A 17,880-nucleotide genomic window follows, 5' to 3' on the forward strand; every position below is an offset into this window, starting at 1 on the left:
ACACGCCTCTGGATCAGATACTTTGTCCACACGGCCTAGCCCGAAATATTATAAAGAAGCGTGTAGTTTATTGGCAAATTTTTACTTAAGGGGGTCGGTTTAAGAGAAACGTATCTAGAAATTAAACTTTGGCTATATCGATCTATCGCAAGAGACGAATCTCACGTACTTGTCGTCGACCTTGGTTACGCTCCAATTGAACTATGACGTCTACGACACTGCGCACATAGGCTAGGATGTCAGCGTGGGTCATCGCAGTGCCAGTTTGCAGCGCCATTAGCGCCAATTGCTCTAAGGCTCCATCTGGAGTGTCAGCGTGCAAGGTAGTCACTGAACCGGGATGGCCAGTGTTTATGGCCCGCAGGAATGTGAAAGCCTCCTTCCCGCGCAATTCACCGACAATGATGCGGTCTGGCCGCATCCGAAGGGCGGATTGCAAGAGATCATCCACGTCGACGCGTGCTTCACCGGTTTGACCCTTTACCGCAACAAGTCCCACCGCATTTTCGTGAACCAATCGAATTTCGGCGGCATCTTCAATTAGGATTAAGCGCTCTTCTAAACTAACTTCTTTCAAAAGAGCATTCAGGAAAGTTGTCTTCCCCGTACCTGTTCCACCGGAGACAACGATATTCCGCTTTTGCTGAACAGCCAGACGCAGAAAAGCCGTCACATCTCCATGGGCCAGACTGGCCTTAAGCTCTTTGTCAGGATCAAAAGACGCTTTCGTGCCGCCCGCACCGACGATGTGGGAAAGGGCACCTGCGGAAACATAGTCATCTAAAGTAAGGTCTGTCAGCACGTGCTTCCGTATTGCTAACGCAACTTCGCCGCGTGTCGCAGGTGGAAGCACAATCTGAATTCTCTCGCCCGTTGGTAAGCTAGCAGACAGCAATGGGTGCTCGCGGCTGATACCTTGCTTGGAAATCCGGGCAATCTGTGCAGCCAACCGCGTCAAGTTTATCTGGGTGACGTCTGGGGCTTCATGACGCACAATACCTCCCGTGACACTTTCAACCCAAACTTCTCCGGGTCGGTTCACAAGAATATCAGTCACGTCCGGTCGACTGAGCCAACCTGAAAGTGGCTCCAAGAACGCAGAGAGGTAAACGCCCCCCAAAACCTGAGGTGCGCTGTGAGGCCCACTCATGGCCTGTTTCCAGATGGTGTATCAACAACTGGAACAGCCCCTAAAGACGGTGAAGTTGGGTTCAATGAGAAATCGAGGTCGCGCGCGACAAAGACTTGGATCGCAGTTCCTTGCTTCACTGTAACCGTCGGCTTGATCGTTTCACCAGAAGAAACTGCACTGGGAATAGTTTGAGCTGTCCCAATGACCAACTGGTTGGAATTTGTGTTGCTCAAAGCGGCACTAATGGCCGTGGATAACAATCCAGGACCATAACGCTGCAAATAGTGTCGATCAACTTTGCCATCTAGGCCAGCCCGACCTAACGGATCGGTACCTGGTGACGCGAGCTGGATTGAAACGCCATCTGGACGCAACAGACGAGTCCAAACCACAAATGCACGCGACTGGCCTAGAGCCACTTCTGAACGATACTGACCAACCAATCGTGACCCCCGGGGAATTAAGACGCGCGTTCCATCGAAACTCAAAACATCTCGACTGACTACAGCGCGCACGAAGCCGGGCAAGTCCGAGTTTATCGCCGTTTCCAATACTGCTGCGATAAGGGCACCTTGCGGCACAGTTGTCTTTGGATTGCGTAGCGTCCCAGCCCGCGCTGCAGGAACTTCGCCTGAGCTCACCCGAGCCGCAAAGGCATCATTGTCGCCGCCACCGCCGCTAATCGTGGCGGCCGCGTTAGCTGCGGCCTCAGCCGCTGCGCCAGCGGGAACGAGGTCAACGATCAGTGCAGGCGAACGCATGCGCTGAGTTAAATCTGCTCCAGTTCTAGAGGCCGGTTCCGGGGGGGGCGCAGCTGGCATTGGGCGATAGACATCGCGCACAGGCGGCGGCGGCGGCGGCAAGGGCGTCCATGGCTGGGGAGGAGGCACAGCCTCGTTTGCAATGGGATTTTCCGGTACTACAGGTTGAGGTGGAGCAATGGGCTGGGGAGCGGCCTGGGCGAAAAGCATCGGCGGCTCCGGAATGCTTTGCCCGAGATTACCGTCATTTTTTGCGTCCCGTGTTGGAAGCACATCCCCCGCCCCGGCGCGCTTTTGGGCGGAAACCATGGTTGTGAACACAATCGTTCCAAGCGCAAGGGCACCGACGACACCTGCAATCACCACCCATGGCCGGTCTGGATAGGCAACAGCAGGCGTGGCATCCACAATCAGTTCTGACAATGCAGGCTCACTAGTCTGTTCTGATCCAGGTGAGCTGGCCGTTAAAGAATCAAGCAGCTCGGGTGAGCTCGCGTTGGTTGGACTCATGGCTTCGCCTCCCTGGATGCGCCGAAGCCAAATAAACCACGAGATTTTGGCTTATTTCGGCTAGATGGTCGCATAGCCGGCGCGTTTGGACCAGGGTCTGGTTCCTGCCAAGAATCGTTACTTACGATAGTCTGGTCGATGCCATTGCGAAGAATAAATGCTGGGCCAACATGTTCCACCACCATGACATTGCCGCGCATGATGAAGTTGACTAAGGATTCAGAGCCGTCTGCACCTAGTGCAAAGACCGCTGGGGTGGCGGCACCCGCTGGCCATTCCAGATAGGTGCGCTGACCATCGTCAAAAACTCTGGAAGGTACATTTCGGGTGCTACCAGAGACGGAATAATTTTGATTAGAATTTGCGGACGGCTGCGGCACTATGTCTTTCGGCTCCAGCGGGGCAGGCTCCGGCGGATACGTAAACTTCACACGATAAATAATGTTTGGATCACCGGGACCGGTTGGCTCTTCTGCACTTAATTGGAACGTATATCGGCGCTTGGAAGTAATCACCGACATATTTGTCGCAGCATCAAATTCAATAGGCTTCACAAATAGCGTATCGGCACGGCGATTTGGGGTGACTTGCCATGCAAGTGAGTCACCAATCGAGACATTTTCAATGCGCTCATCTGCCCCAAACTCAATCATCATCTGATAGCCATAGTGACCGCGCAAAGAGACAACGCTATCTTCCTTAAACAAGACGGTTTGAACGCGAGGATCAACCGCTCCTGGAATCGGTACTTCTCGCATTTGGGCCCGCACAGGCTCAACACCTATCGCCAGCGTTGCAAACACGACAGCCAAACAGATGTTCCAGCGTGGCTTAAAGCGCGTCATTGGGCGGGGAACTCCTCACCATTTGGATTTCCGGTTTTGGACTGCGGCTGCGCTGTGGGCACAGTGTGTGCTGATGGCTGCCCGGTAGCTTTAGCAGGCGTCGTGGCTGCCGCAGAAGACCCTCCGGGGCCGGGCGTTCCGGTAACTGGCAAGGTTGTCAAACCAGGCGTTGGCAGGGGTGCAACGGCTGGAGCCGGGGCCATAGGCATTGGAGCAGCGGGCATAGGAACAGGTTGGGTCGTTTCGGCATCGCGTCGATAACTCGAAATCTGGAAGCCAAGGGGATTGAGATAGCGATCCTGCTCGTTAATGGGTTTACCTGAGAAACTGTAGACAACGGAAGCCACCCAGGGCTGACGCATCCCGGGCCCCCCGCCCTCAGAGCGCTCAGTATCAAACCGGATCATGGCGGAACGTGGGCCCAAAATGGTCACACTTTTAACGGTAACTTGAATGCGAGTATTCGGGCTCACGCGGCTTTGAATACCGTTCGGATTAGACTTGTCCCAATCCCGCAAATACTCCGTCTCTGCAGCACCCTGGGACCATGCTAGCGTTTTTCGATACTGCTCGCGATAATCAGCAACGTCAAAAGTTTCCCGTGCCAATACATATTGTACAACAAAGGACTGAGCGACGGCTTCAGTTTCGCTCAAATTGCCAAGATTGACACCGCGCGTGGTCTGAACATAGCCGGTCTCACGATCAACGGTGATCGTGTAAGGCATAGTTTGCTTAAGCGGCACTAGGACCACTAGGGCGACAGCTTGAATAGCGGCGATACCAACTGCAATCCCTGCCACAATCCAAGCAATGCGCTGCGATCGCCGCAACGTGGCATGGGTATCCTGGGCCCACGTGCTGGCCGCCTCATAATAATGGGCGCGGGCAGCAACTCCGTTGGGCGGCAAACCGGGCGGGGTACGGGATGGATCAGCTTGGGGGCCGGTCATGGTGCTTTTCCAGTTGCCGATAGGCTTAGTTTTGATGGGGATTGAGCAAACATGCTTTCGCGGGGGCGACTTGGACGGGTTGGGTTACTGCGCTTGCGACCATTCTGCCCCAAACGGACGGAGTAATCTCCGCGCAAAACATCACCGCCTCCGCCAGCGACAAGTTCCGTTCGCCGGTCAAAAGTGGTTGAAACCTGGCCACCTCCAGACACGGCCGCGGCGAGGCGGGCATCGCGTCGATCACTGCTCGGCCCGGCTACACCGCCTGAAACAACTGCGGCTAGACGCGATGCACGGCTTGCCTCCGTTGGACTATCGGCCGCGAAACCCTGGCGCCCGCCCTCGCTTTGGCTGACCAAATATGGGTCGGGCTCGCGCGACTTAGCTACAGGCAAACGAAATCCGGCTACGAGACGGGTGCAGAGACCAATCACGCTCCCAAAAACAGCCGTAAATGTTAGAATAATGACCATGACAGTCAAAATCGGCTGCAAGTCATAGCGACTTTCGGCCCGCGCTACAGCCAGCCCCTGTAAACTTGGCTCGAGGGAAGCCAAAAGGCCTGCCATGAAGACAACCGTAGCCAAAGGTACAAGCGCAAAACCCAAAGCCGTTCGCAACCACCCCTCAAAGAACCCTTTTGTGCTCTCAAAAAGCAGGAGGCCAACAAACAATGGCCCTAGGGCCAACAGAAGGCCTAACATCAACTTTGCTAGAATTAAGAGTCCCAAAGTTGAGACCAGCAATGTAATTGCCGAAAGCCAAAGAGCTGTGGCGCCAAAGGCTGGCCCACCTTGCAAGGCCGAACGCATTTGAATGACAGGTGCCAAGCCCTTTAGACTCTCTGGATCGGTCCCTGGTGCTGCTTGTAGGACGAAACTTCCCGCGTTCAATGAGGCACCAGCTACATTTGGGCCTTGACCAGGAATATCGCTCACAAGCGCCATCGCACTTGCTGATTGGGTCAATTGATCAAATGTATATTGCAACCGCGCAAATATATCGCTTGGACCTGTAGTCTGCGGCAGGGGCATGTTCGCCAAGAGACTATTGGCGATTTCCGCAGGCCCATCGAATAGCAAGGAAAACACCAAACTTTGATAACTAGCCCAAGACGTGGTCAGCATTACGACAGCGCCCAGCTTGATTGCAATCATTGGCAGGTCGCCAACGCGCAAATCAGTGCGGCCCGTCAGGAGACGGAAGCCCAACAATGCGACATAAATGGTCAGTAAAACCGTAATGACAGAACCCAGCATGGAACCTGGGCCAAAAAAGGCAGTGTAGCCGCCCTGAACACCCTCCCGGATATTACAATCAACCGTATCGAGTAGGCCGCGAACTAACCCTAAATCTGCGCGTGGGGCGGAACATTGACCAATCATCGCCGCCCCCCTCGGTTCGAATCACGAGCTGGATGGACGCTTGCAGTCAAGAGCGGCAACCAGATGGCGGGATCATCCCCATGCTCGGCGCGAAGCGCATCTAGACGGCGAACTGTCGACTCTCGACCAGAGAGTACGGTCAACACATCAGGCATTCCGTCAAGGTTGAGACGGGCTACAACACTGTCAGTGCCGTGCTTAATGACAAAGCAGCGTGATGTATCTGGCAAAGCGCGGATCAAATCCAACTCGTGCAAGGTAAGACCAAACCCGCGACAATATTCGTCTTCCTGCGCCTTTGGGTTCGGCATAAAGATCTGGGTAGCGGCTTGCTCGATAATGGCGGAGGCAATTTGACTGGACAAAGCGTCTGATGCACTTTGAGTCGCAAAACCTACGATGCCATTACGCTTACGTATGGTCTTTTCCCAATCCCGAATTCGAGCCACAAAGACTGGATCATCCAATGCTTTCCAGCCTTCATCAACCACGAGAATCGCGGGTGTACCGTCTAGGCGTTGTTCCACGCAATGAAACAAATACATCATCGCCGGTGTGCGCAGGGCGGGGTCGTCCAAGATCGCCGTCATGTCAACGCCAAGAGTACGGGTCGATAAATCTAAACGGTCTTCTTCGTTATCGAAAAGCCAGGCGCGCACGCCATCATGAATCCAAGGCTCTAGCCTCGACGCGAGATCACCGGGAACCGGCCTACGGACACCAGCAAGCAACTCAGCAACATAACGCAGTCGCCGGTACTGTGGCGCTTGGTCAAAATTGGCAGCTACAGCGTCAGCAATCTGGGCCTGTTCATCAACAGTCAATTTCTCGCCATCAACACTCACTAACCGCGATAGCCACTCCGTAACAAAGGCACGATTGGTTGGCGTGTCGGGCAATGTCAATGGGTTTAAGCCAGATGGGTTGCCATGACGTAGGGTCTCGTATCGGCCGCCAATGGCACGAATAAAGATTTCGGCACCGCGGTCCTTATCAAACAACACAATGCGCGGATCAAACTTGCGCGCCTGCGTCAAAAGGAAATTCAACACGACTGTCTTGCCGGATCCAGATGGCCCAATAATTGTGAAGTTGCCTAAATCATTCTTGTGGAAATTGAAGTAATAAGGGGTTGCCGAAGTCGTTTCCAAAACAGTGACAGCTTGACCCCAAACATTGTGATCCTCTTGACCAATCGGAAAATTGTGAAAACTGGCCAGGCCAGCAAAATTTCCCGTCGAGACTAAAGCCCTACGGGCAATATCTTTGAAGTTCCCAGGAAACTGCGCCCAGAATGCTGGTTCAAGATTCACGTCCTCTCGGACCGAAATAATGCCTTCTTCTGTAAAGGCAGCCTGGACATCGGCTGCGGCTTGATCAAGCTGAGCTTGCGTTGCTGCTTTGATGCACACACTCATATGGTGCTCGCCAAAAGCAGATCGCCCGGCTGAGACATCGTCTTTGGCAATAGATAAGTCACGACGCAAACTTATGGCATCGTCATCCGCCGCACGCATCCGACGAAGCGCAAGATTCATGCGGTCAAGGGCGACTTGTCGATCTACAAATGCAAAACTTTCGGTGACAGTCATCTCGACTGGCAGACGCATTAAATCATCCAACATTCCCGGTGCCGTGTGAGACGGATAATCCTTGATCGAAATCATCGTTCCAAATTGTCGGGGCAGTCCGGGGGCCGCGTGAAGTTCAAAGGTTTCGAGACCAAAGCTGATCCGTCGGTACGGGATATGAAAACCAAGATCTGTGTCAGGCAAGAGCACAGGCCGTAGCTCTCCATTGTAGAGGCCAGACAAAAACTCCAACGGCTCTGAACAGGGGCCATGGCGGCTGTCGTAAACTGACAAAACGCGTGCGCCATAGGGCGAAAGGGATCCCATTAAGGCATCTCGAGCGGTATCCAATTCTCGCATGTCGCGCGCACGCTCAGCAGCAATGGCTTGGGCTGATGTACCTCGAAAGAGCTCCATTGTCTTATCGATTAAGCCTGACCGACCAACAGCCGGGCGACGCACAATCGTCAAGAAAAGATCGTTGATGAACATGGCTCGACCGTCGAGACGGGCCGACCATTGTTGGTCTACCTCACGGGAGAATGCATCCGGAAAATCTGCGTCAAGCGATGGTTTAACTGGGCTTCGCACAACATGGTGGACCACAGCAAAGCGTGCATGCGCAATGGAACGCAACATCGTGTCCCGTATCGCTTTGCGGTAGTTGAGATCCTCGGTATCTGCCGTCTCGAAGGCTAACCCGTCCAGCTTAATGACTTGAAGCAACATGCCATCGCGGGTTTCAATTGTCGTGTCATCAACATGGCGAGCATAAGGCAGGCGAGCGCCCGCAGGGGCTTCTCGGTGAGCTATCTCGGCCAAAGTAGCCAAACGCTTTTGATGGGCGCGTTGTCCTGCCATTTAAGCTTCAAACACCCCTTACGGTCGGTACGAGTTACAGCGCCAGAAGGCAAAATTTGCGACGCGGGGCGAGCTGATCATCCGCGTGATCCATAAGTCGAGGAAGCGTGGCTCATCTCGCGCTGCGATCACCCCAACCAAATGCAAAACAACAGCAGCAACCAACGCCCATACCGACTTTGTGACCAAAAAGACTTCGGCCGTAATGATGCCGTTAAGAATGAACCAAGTGTATGTCACCCCGGCAAACATCTGCGGGCGTGTCAGAGCGGCAAAAACTGGATCGCGCTCGAGCTGCGCCATAGTCGCCTCCTAAAACCCTTGTGCAGCGCTGCGGATACCCCCGACAATGGCGGCGGACCCGAAGAGGATAAAGCATCCAAGGATAACCATACCGCCATGCCGCCAGTTCATTCGACCTGTTAGCATCATGAACCCACATCCAGCCACAGCGATCACCGCAACCGCGGTCGCGACCGCGCCTAGAAGGGTGCCCTGAACCCAATTCACCGCACCTAGAATGACACCCGAGCCTGCGGGATCCAGATTGGCCGACTGCGCTAGGGCTGGACCAGCCCAAAAAATCGCCCAGATGGAGGTTAGCGCCAAGAGCGCCTTGTGTACTTCTGTCATCGACATCTTCCTCAAGCTTCCAAATGTACTAGCGGATCGAAAGCCGCTCTGAGATGGCCTTCACATAGTTTTGGGTTTCACGATAGGGTGGAATTCCACGATGGCGGGCAACCGCTTCGGGGCCAGCATTATAAGCGGCAAGCGCAAGGCGCACATCACCTCCAAAGCGCTCAAGTAATGTACTGAGGTAGGCGACACCGCCAAAGATATTCTCACGTGGATCGTGAGGATTTACACCCAGCCAAGAAGCTGTCGCGGGCATTAGCTGCATCACACCAATCGCTCCCTTTGGGGAGACTGCGGAATCCCGAAACCGCGACTCTTGCCAAGCCACGGCTCTGACCAAGATTGGGTCCACGCCATATTTTGTAGCCGCTTCCGTTAAGTATGCATCCAAGGTTGGGTGCAGCCTCAATGGATAGGCAGGTTCGACCAGCTTAACGGGGGCAAAGGTGCTAGGCGCGGCCGGCGAGGCTTTTGCTTCAGTTTTCAGTACGGGCCTCGTTGTATTGCCCAGAAACAAAGTTGGCCCAGCATAGACTGTCGCCGTGCCGTTGGCTCCAACTTCAATAACATCCGCTCGAGCTTGACCAGTACACAAACAAGAACAAGCTACAGCAAGCCAGACAAATGCTTGCCAAGCTCCGTGCCTCATTGTCGATTTCACTTTATAGATCATGTGCATGCCAAGCGCTTGGATCAGCGAGTTTTGTCTGAAACGGTTTGTTTGTCGAGGGTTGCCTCGTTTTGCCCTCAGTTGCTCACCGCAGTTTTGACCAGATCCATGCCCAAATCCCATTTTCCCCCGTACTTGAGGCCTATTCCAAGTTCCAACGCACGTAAATCATCATACGGAGTGGCCATAGAATGCAGGGAAATCGCAAAGTGATTCGGTAACTTTGGACTTCAAAATCAGTGCCGGACAGTCAAACTCAGCGAGATCGACCGACCTCTCTTGTAGGTGTTTGATTCGGTGCGACCAAGCTTTGAGATTTGGAATTCCTGATTGTCTTCAGCGAGCAAATTGCGACCGCTGATACCAAAAGTATAGTCGACTTTTCCAATGGTGAAATCGCGTTTGTAAACCAAATCGATGTTCGTCCCTGGATTTTCAATAACGGATGGAACCGAACCCAAACCGCGACGCGCGATACGCTCGTCAACCCAACCAATCAACAGAGTCAATTGCTGACCGTCGGTTTCATAGCCCAGTTGCAAATTGGCAATGTTCTTGGGGGTTCCTTGCAACTCGCTGCCATCCAAACCGAATTGCGAAGCGGAAATCGAACGGAAATCGATTGGGCTAATCACATTTGACCCTGTTGGCGCATTTACCTCAGAGTGGGTGTAGGTGTAGTTAGCGGCAAAATTCCACTTAGCATCTTGAAGAAAGGACATCTTGAACGGCATTTCGAAATTGGCGCGATACTCCAATTCTAAGCCATACAAGGTTGCTTCAGGCGCATTGATGAAGCGGGTAAAAGAGCGCTCCAGGCGTACGATGACTTCTTCAATTGGATTGTCGATCTTCTTGTAGAAAGCGCCTGCAGTGACGAATTGGCCGCGACCAAAATAATATTCCAGACGCGCATCAAAGTTCTCAAACTCACTATCTTTGAGGAATGGATTGCCTTGATAAATTCGATTGGATTCTGGGTCGATGTAGGGTGTAAACGCCAACTCACGGAACTGCGGACGTGCGATGGTCTTTGAGTATCCTAACCGCATCTGTAATTCGTCTGCGAAGTTCCACGTGATCGTGGCCGCTGGCAGCAAATAATCATTAGCCAGTTCAACGGGAGCTGTCGGCGTATCGCCAAATCGGTTGGTAGTCCGCACTTTTTGCGTGGCATCCTCATAGCGCACACCAATTGAAGCGCGGATGAAGGAGGTAAGTTCAAACTCTGAGGCGAGATAGGCGGCCATGTTTTCGAGGCTACCAACATACGCATCATCTTTACCAGTCTGCTCGCTGATTACAAAGCGTGCAGGATCGATGTTGTCCGGCGAAAACAAAAAATCAACCCTTGATCGCAAGACGTTATTGGACGTTGGACCGCGTGGACCCGTAAATGCGAAGGAAATCAGCTCGTAATTGCGGTCAGTTTTGGACGCGACCGTCCCACCAGAAAGCTCAACCTCTCGCCCCTTCGCGAGCTTTAGAATGTATTTCGCATCAAATCCAAAGCTAGAAACCTCATCCTTTAGTTCCGAAAAACGGATCGCATTGCCGAGTGAAGCCCCATTAAATGCTGTAACTCCGTTGACCACAGTGTACGAGATATCGCGCTCATAAGGTGCCTTACGGGTAGATTGACCTATCGAGCCACGCCACTGCAACTCCACGCCACCCAGCTTGTGTTCACCAGAAAGCTGGGCTGAGGCAAGCTCGCGCTCGTACCAAGCTGTGCCTTCAGTGCGATAGGATTGACCACTTGGAAGGTTGGTATCCGTCCCGACCTCAACTTGTGCTTTTTTTGATGTGCTCCGCACCAAAAGACCGGTTAAGCCAATACGATTGTCGCTCCAATTGGCGCTGGCACTACCAAAACCATTTATCACAATGTCCCAAGTTGACGATAAATTGGTGCCTTCGGCCTCGACCGTGTCGGATACAACATCCTGACGCAGAGCTTCTTGGGTCTTGAAACCGCTTTTATAGCCAAAGACACCAACTAGGCCTATGGTGGCGTCATTGAAGTCTAGGCTGCGACCTGCAGTTATCTCTGCATCAAAATCAGGGCGGGTCCTTTCGCTTTGAATGACCGACAAGGGTGAATTGATGAAACTCTCGCCAATGAATTCAAGCTGCTGAGGCGTAAAGTTAGTATCATTTATGCGCTTACCGGAAGCAACTGCATCTCGGACTGGCTGAGGAAGACGACGGAGGTCAGTGTCAACCCCAGTCCAGTCCATTCGATGGCCTTCATAAACAAGGCCAGTTTTGCCAGTGGTCTCAGAATTATAACCGGTGCCGACCTTTAGGGTTAGGAAGTCTTCATTTGGGGTTTTCAAAGTCCGCAGGTCAATGACGCCGCCACCGAATTCGCCGGGATAGTTTGGCGAGAAAGTCTTTTGTACTGTGGCACCGTTCAGAATATTAGATGGAAAGAGGTCCAGTGGCACTTGGCGGCGCAGTGGTTCGGGGCTTGGCAATGGGGAGCCGTTAAGCAAGGCTGACGAATAGCGGTCACCCAAGCCACGCACGTAAACGAAACGACCAGAAACAACAGACAGACCGGTTAGGCGAGTCAGCGCGGCTGCGGCATTATCATCGCCCGTTCGTGCGAGATCAGCTGCTGATAAGAAGTTTGCAACTTCTGAAGTTACGCGTTGAGGCTCAGGAATAAACCGACCGCGAACAACAACTACTTCGACATTTTCTTCGGGTTCATCACTTGCAGCAGGGGCAGAAATCGGCTGAGCCGGGGCGGCTTGAGCGCTGGCAAAACTGGGCATCAATGATGGCAATACAAAAATACTAGTAAGCAACAGAATTCTGCGCAGACGGGCGGAAATGATCATGTCGGACGGCCTTTAGGAAGACTAGGAAGGGGGCCAAGCTGGCCAGAGCAGAAGCCAATCGGTGCGGCAAGGAAACCCTGCCGCACCGGTCGATTGGATTTAACAGGATGAACCTGCGGCTAGACTACAAGTCCAAGAAGACCACCATAAGTCAGCAGCATCGCGAACCGCCCCTATGTAGTTCGTCGTGGAGAAGAATGGGTCGACCGTAGTTGGATTGACCACGGCGCGACCCGATTCTGCCGACCCATTGATAAAGCGGCTGGTCAAGGTCGCAGCTGTGCCTGTGGAATTGTTTGAGCCTGCGTTTAAGCGCGCTGTAGCAACCGCTCCATACCCCCCTGAACAACTAGACAAGATCGAGTCGAGCTGTGGTGCTGGGCTGGTATTCGCCGTTTCGAAGTTTAAGCATGTTGTTGAACCCGTGACCACGCCATTAAGAAGGCGAGCAGAGCCACCCGGCGTGCCGCCAGTGTTGTTCAAGATGATGCCAGTCAAACCAGCAGAAGCATCATTTTGTGGGACACCAACAAAGGTGAAGTTGGCAATGATTGGGTTGGTATTCAGCGTACCAGTCAAGCTGGCGACAGTACGATTGCTGCCTTCAATCATACGATCTGGCCCACCGGTGGCCGTCAAGGCCTGAAGAACAATGCCAAACTGCGCCTTGCCAACCCAACCCTCGTCAAAGTCAAGCGAGTCATCGAGAGCACCTGTGACAACCCAGTTTCGAAGATTTACTGTGCCTCCAAAGATTTCAATGCCATCATCTCCAGAGTTGTGGATTTGGATGTTGTTGACTTCCGTAGCTGAACCAACACCACCTAAAGTCAAACCGTTCAAGTCGTCGCCTGCGGCAGCCGAAGTCAGGAAGGCACCTGGGTAGCGGATTTGTAGATAGGCAATCCGGCCGCTGTTGTCCGCCGACGTGGCCCCACCATACAAAGCCTGACGACCTGTTGCTGCGGTAATGCCTTCAACGGCGTTTTGGCAATCAACACTGCCTTGAGCCACAGCCGTTGAGCAACCACGAATAGGCGCCGCGCCTAGCACGATAAGGCCAGCCCATTCCCGACTTGCCCGTGCCTTATCCGTTTGCGTGCCCGCAACGTCATTGCGTGAAGTCATAATAACTGGCGCCTGGGGTGTGCCATTGATAAAGATTTGTGAGCCTCGGTTCACAATCAAAACATCAGCCGAGGTAGAACCATAAAGGCGAACGCCGGGATCAATCGTCAAGCTTGCAGCCGTTCCGGAGTTCAGGCTTGCACCGCGGTCAAAGCCCACATCTACTCGACCCGAAATCTGGTAGATATTGCCAGCCGTTAAACGGAGATTGGCCGGGATCGTGCCACTTCCGATAACGCCACTGATGACGCAATTGCGTTGACCAGCGATGGTGCCCTGCTCAACAGTTCCACTGGGGCAGGCTGCTGCCGGAAGTAGCTGGATTGTCCAACCCGAAGCCCAGTTTGACGTTGCCGTCGCCGTGGCTGGGAAAGCGCCAACATAGTTAGCTGCTTCGAAGAAAGAATTTACACCGGGTGGATTGAGGGCTGTGCGGGCCAACTCGTTCGGACCGGGCAGCAACGATGCGCTCAAAGTCGTCGTCACATTGGAGACGTTATTGGAGCCACTGGAAAGGGCGGCTGCTGCAACCGAATCCAAAGTGCCTGGGCAGTCGAACAACATAGAGTCGAAGCGCACACTATTGGCAGCACTTGCAACTGCACACGTATTGCTGCCGGTTACCACCCCATTCAAGAAGCGCCCGGATGCACCGGGAGTGCCACCTGTATTGTTCAGTACAATACCTTGGATATTTGCGCCCGCACTGTTTGTACGAACACCGACGGCCGTGAAATTTGCAATGGTTGGATTTGTATTCAGCGTGCCAGCAAGGCTAGCAACCGTGCGGTTGCTTCCTTCAAAAAGACGGTCAGGCCCACCAGCGTTTGGTGTTTGTTTGATTACTAGAAACTGGACGGCACCGGTCCAACCTTCATCAAAGTCAAGACTGTCGTCGAGTGCGCCAGTGATAACCATGTTTTTCATGTTTACCGTGCCACCGAAAACTTCGATGCCGTCGTCACCAGAGTTGTGGACTTGTAAGAAGCTGATATCGGTTGCCGAACCAACTCCGCCCAATGTTAAACCGTTCAAATCGTCGCCAGCTGCCGCCGATGATAAGAACTCGCCTGGGTAACGGATCTGAATGTAGCGCATAGTGCCACTTGTGTCCGCGGGCGTTGAGCCACCGTAGAGCGCTTGACGGCCTGTTGCCGCGGTAATGCCTTCAACCGCATTCTGACATTCCAATGTACCCTGAGCGACAGCGGTAGAACAGCCGCGGATTGGTGCACGGCCAAGCAGGATGAGACCACCCCACAAACGATTGGATGTATCGGCATTTGCGGTACCAGCGATATCTTCTCTACCTGTGAACACGATGGGCTGGCTTGGAGTCCCTACAGCGTTGATTCGGCTGCCGCGATTGATAATTAGTAGGTCAGAAGCTTCGTCGCCAAAGATGGTCACACCGGGCTCTATTGTGAGTGTCGCAGCAACGCCTGTTGCCGCGTTCCCTGCCGCACCCAAATCGCGACCAACATCGACGCGCCCGACCAGACGATAGGCCACGCCGGTGATGCGTGGAAGCGTAAGATTTGTCAGAACTTCGCCAGTGAGATTACAAACCGTAGTCGTACCAATTGCGGTTCCGATCGTGGTGCCGAGCGGACAAGTCGCGCCGCTGCCGGTGCCGCCCGTTCCACCACCACCAGTACCGCCAGGGAGATCGCCCACAAAAGTTGAACCAGGTGATTGGATACTTCCACCTTGCGAACATGCACCTATGAAAAGCGCCAAAGCGGCCACCAAAGTTCCGCGACTTGCGATAAATTTCATTCTAATCCCCTCACTGGCCTCTGCGCCGCCCTCAACTCAATCATTAGAAAAAGCCCAAATAGGCGTACATTTCTTGAAAGTAGGCGCAATTCTGCTCGTGCTGGGGTTCCCTAATCCTTGGATGTGACAGTCTCACAAAGTCGCTGTGACAGAATTGTAAATTGAGTGTGACTGATTTGTTGCAGCCAAGTCAAAACACCGGAAATGAAGGCCACAATTCCGCCAGTCCAGAAATCCGTGGACAGATGAAAATGACGCCTGCTTCAGGACGCCTTGACAGTCTTATTTGGTTGGGTGGCGGATTGCCCCACAATCGCCAAAGCCTCATCAATCCCAGAGATCAACGTCTCGGGCGTAAACGGCTTTGCGATGTGCAGGTCCGCACCTGCTTCAAAGGCTTCGGCCTTATGGTGCGCCATTGCATTCGCCGAAACAGCGATAATGGGTATACGCGGCCGATGACCGGCCTGTTCACGGGCGCGCAAAATGCGCGTCGCGGTCAGGCCGTCCATCACAGGCATCTGCAGATCCATCAGAACGAGGTCAAATTCTTCCTGTTGGGCAGCATCTAATGCTTGTTGACCGTCTTCGCACAACGTCAACTCAACCCCCAAGGGTTCTAAGATCAATTGCAACACTCGACGATTGGTCGGGTGGTCATCAACGGCCAAAATGCGTAGTCGGTCTGGAACTGCTTCGCTCAATCCTTCTCGAGATGAATCCCGATGTCCCGCTATTGGTGTGCTTGGAGCCTCGGCAAGAGGTAGAGTCAATTCCAAATAAAAAGTCGATCCACCACCGACTTCCGACTCCGCACGAACCGTACCGCCCATCAATTGGGCCAAAGATTGGCAAATAGCCAGTCCCAAGCCTGAGCCACCATGTGCCCGGGTAATAGATGCATCAATCTGCTCGAAACGATTAAACAAGCGCGCGAGATCCTGGGACTCAATGCCCGGCCCTGTATCCGTCACCGAAATCGTCAGGCGCATCTGACGGCAGGCGCTGGTGTCCGCGGGAATCATATCGACGGCAAGTTTTACAGACCCAGCGGCTGTAAACTTAATCGCGTTCGATAGGAAATTTGCTAGAATTTGCCTAATGCGGACCGCATCCCCGACTAGCCAAGTATGATCAGATTCCAGACAAGGCTGCGAGAACTTCAGCCCTTTATCGTCAGCGCGGACAGCAAAAAGCGCGCATGTCCCCGAGATCAGATCCGATAACCTGAATGGTGTCGCCTCAATTTCAAGGCGACCTGACTCCACGCGCGCGAGATCGAGAATATCATTCAGAACACGCTCCAGCGAAACACCAGACTGACGAACAAGATCGACCATTTCACGCTGGGAATCAGAAAGTTCGCTTTGAGATAAAGCGCCGGCAATGGCCACAATCCCATTCAAGGGCGTTCGTATCTCGTGACTCATGTTGGCAAGGAACGAGCTCTTGGCCATGTTTGCAAGCTCAGCATTTGCACGCGCTTGATCCAATGCTTCCCGGCGAGCAACGTCGTCGGTGATATCGGTTACAAACGACCGGATTGTTCCAGCGCCCGATGCGGGGCGGCCAAAAACACTGACGATTGAGCGGCCATGTCGCGTTGTGACGCCATCGAGTGAAAAGCGGAAATCCACCGTTTGCGGACGACCTTCAAGGTAGGCCTGCCGCGTCACTCGATGAACGAGATCATGATCTTCTTCGAGGATATTCTGTGTAAAAGAGGCCATCAGATCGCCGTTACGATCTTGATCGGGCCGCAAGAAATGCTCAACCGCCCCAAAGCCCGTAATCTTGTGCCCGGGCTGTTCTAAATCCCAGACCATGGAAGAACCGCTCAACAAAGCGGTCTCCAGACGATTTTCCAGCTGTTCAGCACGGGTTAGCAGCGTCCGAAGCTCCGTCTGATCGTCAACCATGCCAAAAATCTGCGACACGCGGCCTTCTTCGTCGAGGACTGTGTGAACGATGGAGGCAACTTGCCGCGTTACCCCGTCCATTCCAACGATGGGCATAACAAATTTGTGCACACCAGCCACCTGATTGAAGCGAAGAATGTTTTCCTTTGCTTCATCACGAAATTCCGGTGCAACCTGCATGAGTTGCTCTCGAGCGCTAGGCACACCCGTATTCGGCTGACGTCCGTAAGCGCGAAATGTACCTGGCGACCAAAAAAGAGTTTTTGATTTCCCATCGAAGTCGAAGAACCCGATCGGGAGATCGCTCTCCAAGAGATCAAACATATGAGCATCGCGGTCGCGGCGTTCGAGAGCAGTTGCCAATTGTTGTGCGTGACTGTCCTTTTCAACGAGCAGTGTGTGCAAACGCGCCTGCCCTTGACTGAGGTAGCGCGCAAACCACAGCATGCAGCAAAAATAGGCTCCAGTAACGGTCGCCAGAACTAGGCCATCTGGCTGCAACGCCAACCATAAGCCAAAGCCTAAAAGGCCTGCCCAAATCGGCCATGTGCCAAGCACCATAATCCGTAAACGGGAGTTGGTTTGGGCAATGAACACATTCGTGCTGGCAGCCAGCATGATTGCAGCCGCCGCGTAACTAAGACCAGATGGCTGGCTGGCCATCAGAATTGCGACGGAAGGAACCCAAGCGAGGCCGCAACGCGCTATCAGGACAAAAATCAATTGATCTTCTGCTTTACGGGCAGCCGCCAATAATTGTCCCGGCTCTTGAATCGCCTTCATTCGGCCAAGCCGCTTGCTTGAGAAGCTCTTTAAATACCGATCAAAGGCAATGCTAGCTGGACACCCGCAAAAACTGCTCGCTTTGAGGCTGTTGA

General features: G+C 53.4%; 12 protein-coding genes. All 12 read right to left on the bottom strand.

Annotated features, from left to right (window positions below):
- Positions 1-142 precede the first annotated feature (142 nt).
- A complete protein-coding gene (virB11, locus tag B7364_RS09760; RefSeq protein WP_085339818.1) occupies positions 143-1,150 on the bottom strand; it encodes a P-type DNA transfer ATPase VirB11 in 1,008 nt (335 codons plus the stop codon).
- Positions 1,147-2,403, bottom strand: a complete 1,257-nt coding sequence (locus B7364_RS09765; RefSeq protein ID WP_085339819.1) for a TrbI/VirB10 family protein — start codon at positions 2,401-2,403, stop codon at positions 1,147-1,149. The genes virB11 and B7364_RS09765 overlap by 4 nt, the downstream gene beginning before the upstream one ends.
- Complete coding sequence (locus tag B7364_RS09770; RefSeq protein ID WP_085339820.1) at positions 2,400-3,248, bottom strand: TrbG/VirB9 family P-type conjugative transfer protein; 849 nt, start codon at positions 3,246-3,248, stop codon at positions 2,400-2,402. The genes B7364_RS09765 and B7364_RS09770 overlap by 4 nt, the downstream gene beginning before the upstream one ends.
- Positions 3,245-4,201 (bottom strand): virB8 family protein, encoded by a 957-nt coding sequence (locus B7364_RS09775; protein ID WP_085339821.1) that lies wholly within the window; start codon positions 4,199-4,201, stop codon positions 3,245-3,247. Before B7364_RS09775 ends, B7364_RS09770 begins: the two co-directional genes overlap by 4 nt.
- Positions 4,198-5,586: a type IV secretion system protein gene (locus tag B7364_RS09780; RefSeq protein ID WP_085339822.1), complete on the bottom strand. Its 1,389-nt coding sequence runs from the start codon at positions 5,584-5,586 to the stop codon at positions 4,198-4,200. Before B7364_RS09780 ends, B7364_RS09775 begins: the two co-directional genes overlap by 4 nt.
- Complete coding sequence (locus tag B7364_RS09785; RefSeq protein WP_085339824.1) at positions 5,583-8,018, bottom strand: VirB4 family type IV secretion/conjugal transfer ATPase; 2,436 nt, start codon at positions 8,016-8,018, stop codon at positions 5,583-5,585. Before B7364_RS09785 ends, B7364_RS09780 begins: the two co-directional genes overlap by 4 nt.
- An 18-nt stretch (positions 8,019-8,036) precedes the next feature.
- Positions 8,037-8,321, bottom strand: coding sequence for a type IV secretion system protein VirB3 (locus tag B7364_RS09790; protein WP_085339825.1), 285 nt, complete (start codon positions 8,319-8,321; stop codon positions 8,037-8,039).
- A gap of 9 nt (positions 8,322-8,330) precedes the next feature.
- Entirely contained in the window at positions 8,331-8,651 is a 321-nt protein-coding gene (locus B7364_RS09795) for a TrbC/VirB2 family protein (RefSeq protein WP_085339831.1), read from the bottom strand.
- 28 nt (positions 8,652-8,679) lie between these two features.
- Complete coding sequence (locus B7364_RS09800) at positions 8,680-9,450, bottom strand: lytic transglycosylase domain-containing protein (RefSeq protein ID WP_085339826.1); 771 nt, start codon at positions 9,448-9,450, stop codon at positions 8,680-8,682.
- Positions 9,451-9,563: 113 nt separating this feature from the next.
- On the bottom strand, positions 9,564-12,176 hold the full coding sequence (locus tag B7364_RS09805) for a TonB-dependent receptor domain-containing protein (protein WP_198534177.1): 2,613 nt from the start codon (positions 12,174-12,176) through the stop codon (positions 9,564-9,566).
- A gap of 99 nt (positions 12,177-12,275) precedes the next feature.
- Positions 12,276-15,083, bottom strand: coding sequence for a hypothetical protein (locus tag B7364_RS09810; protein WP_085339828.1), 2,808 nt, complete (start codon positions 15,081-15,083; stop codon positions 12,276-12,278).
- A gap of 263 nt (positions 15,084-15,346) precedes the next feature.
- Positions 15,347-17,785 carry a hybrid sensor histidine kinase/response regulator gene (locus B7364_RS09815; RefSeq protein WP_085339829.1) on the bottom strand — a complete coding sequence of 813 codons (2,439 nt, stop codon included), beginning with the start codon at positions 17,783-17,785 and terminating at the stop codon, positions 15,347-15,349.
- Positions 17,786-17,880: the final 95 nt, after the last annotated feature.

Origin of the sequence: Aquidulcibacter paucihalophilus, assembly GCF_002105465.1 — a bacterium.
In the GTDB taxonomy this organism is placed as follows: domain Bacteria; phylum Pseudomonadota; class Alphaproteobacteria; order Caulobacterales; family Aquidulcibacteraceae; genus Aquidulcibacter; species Aquidulcibacter paucihalophilus.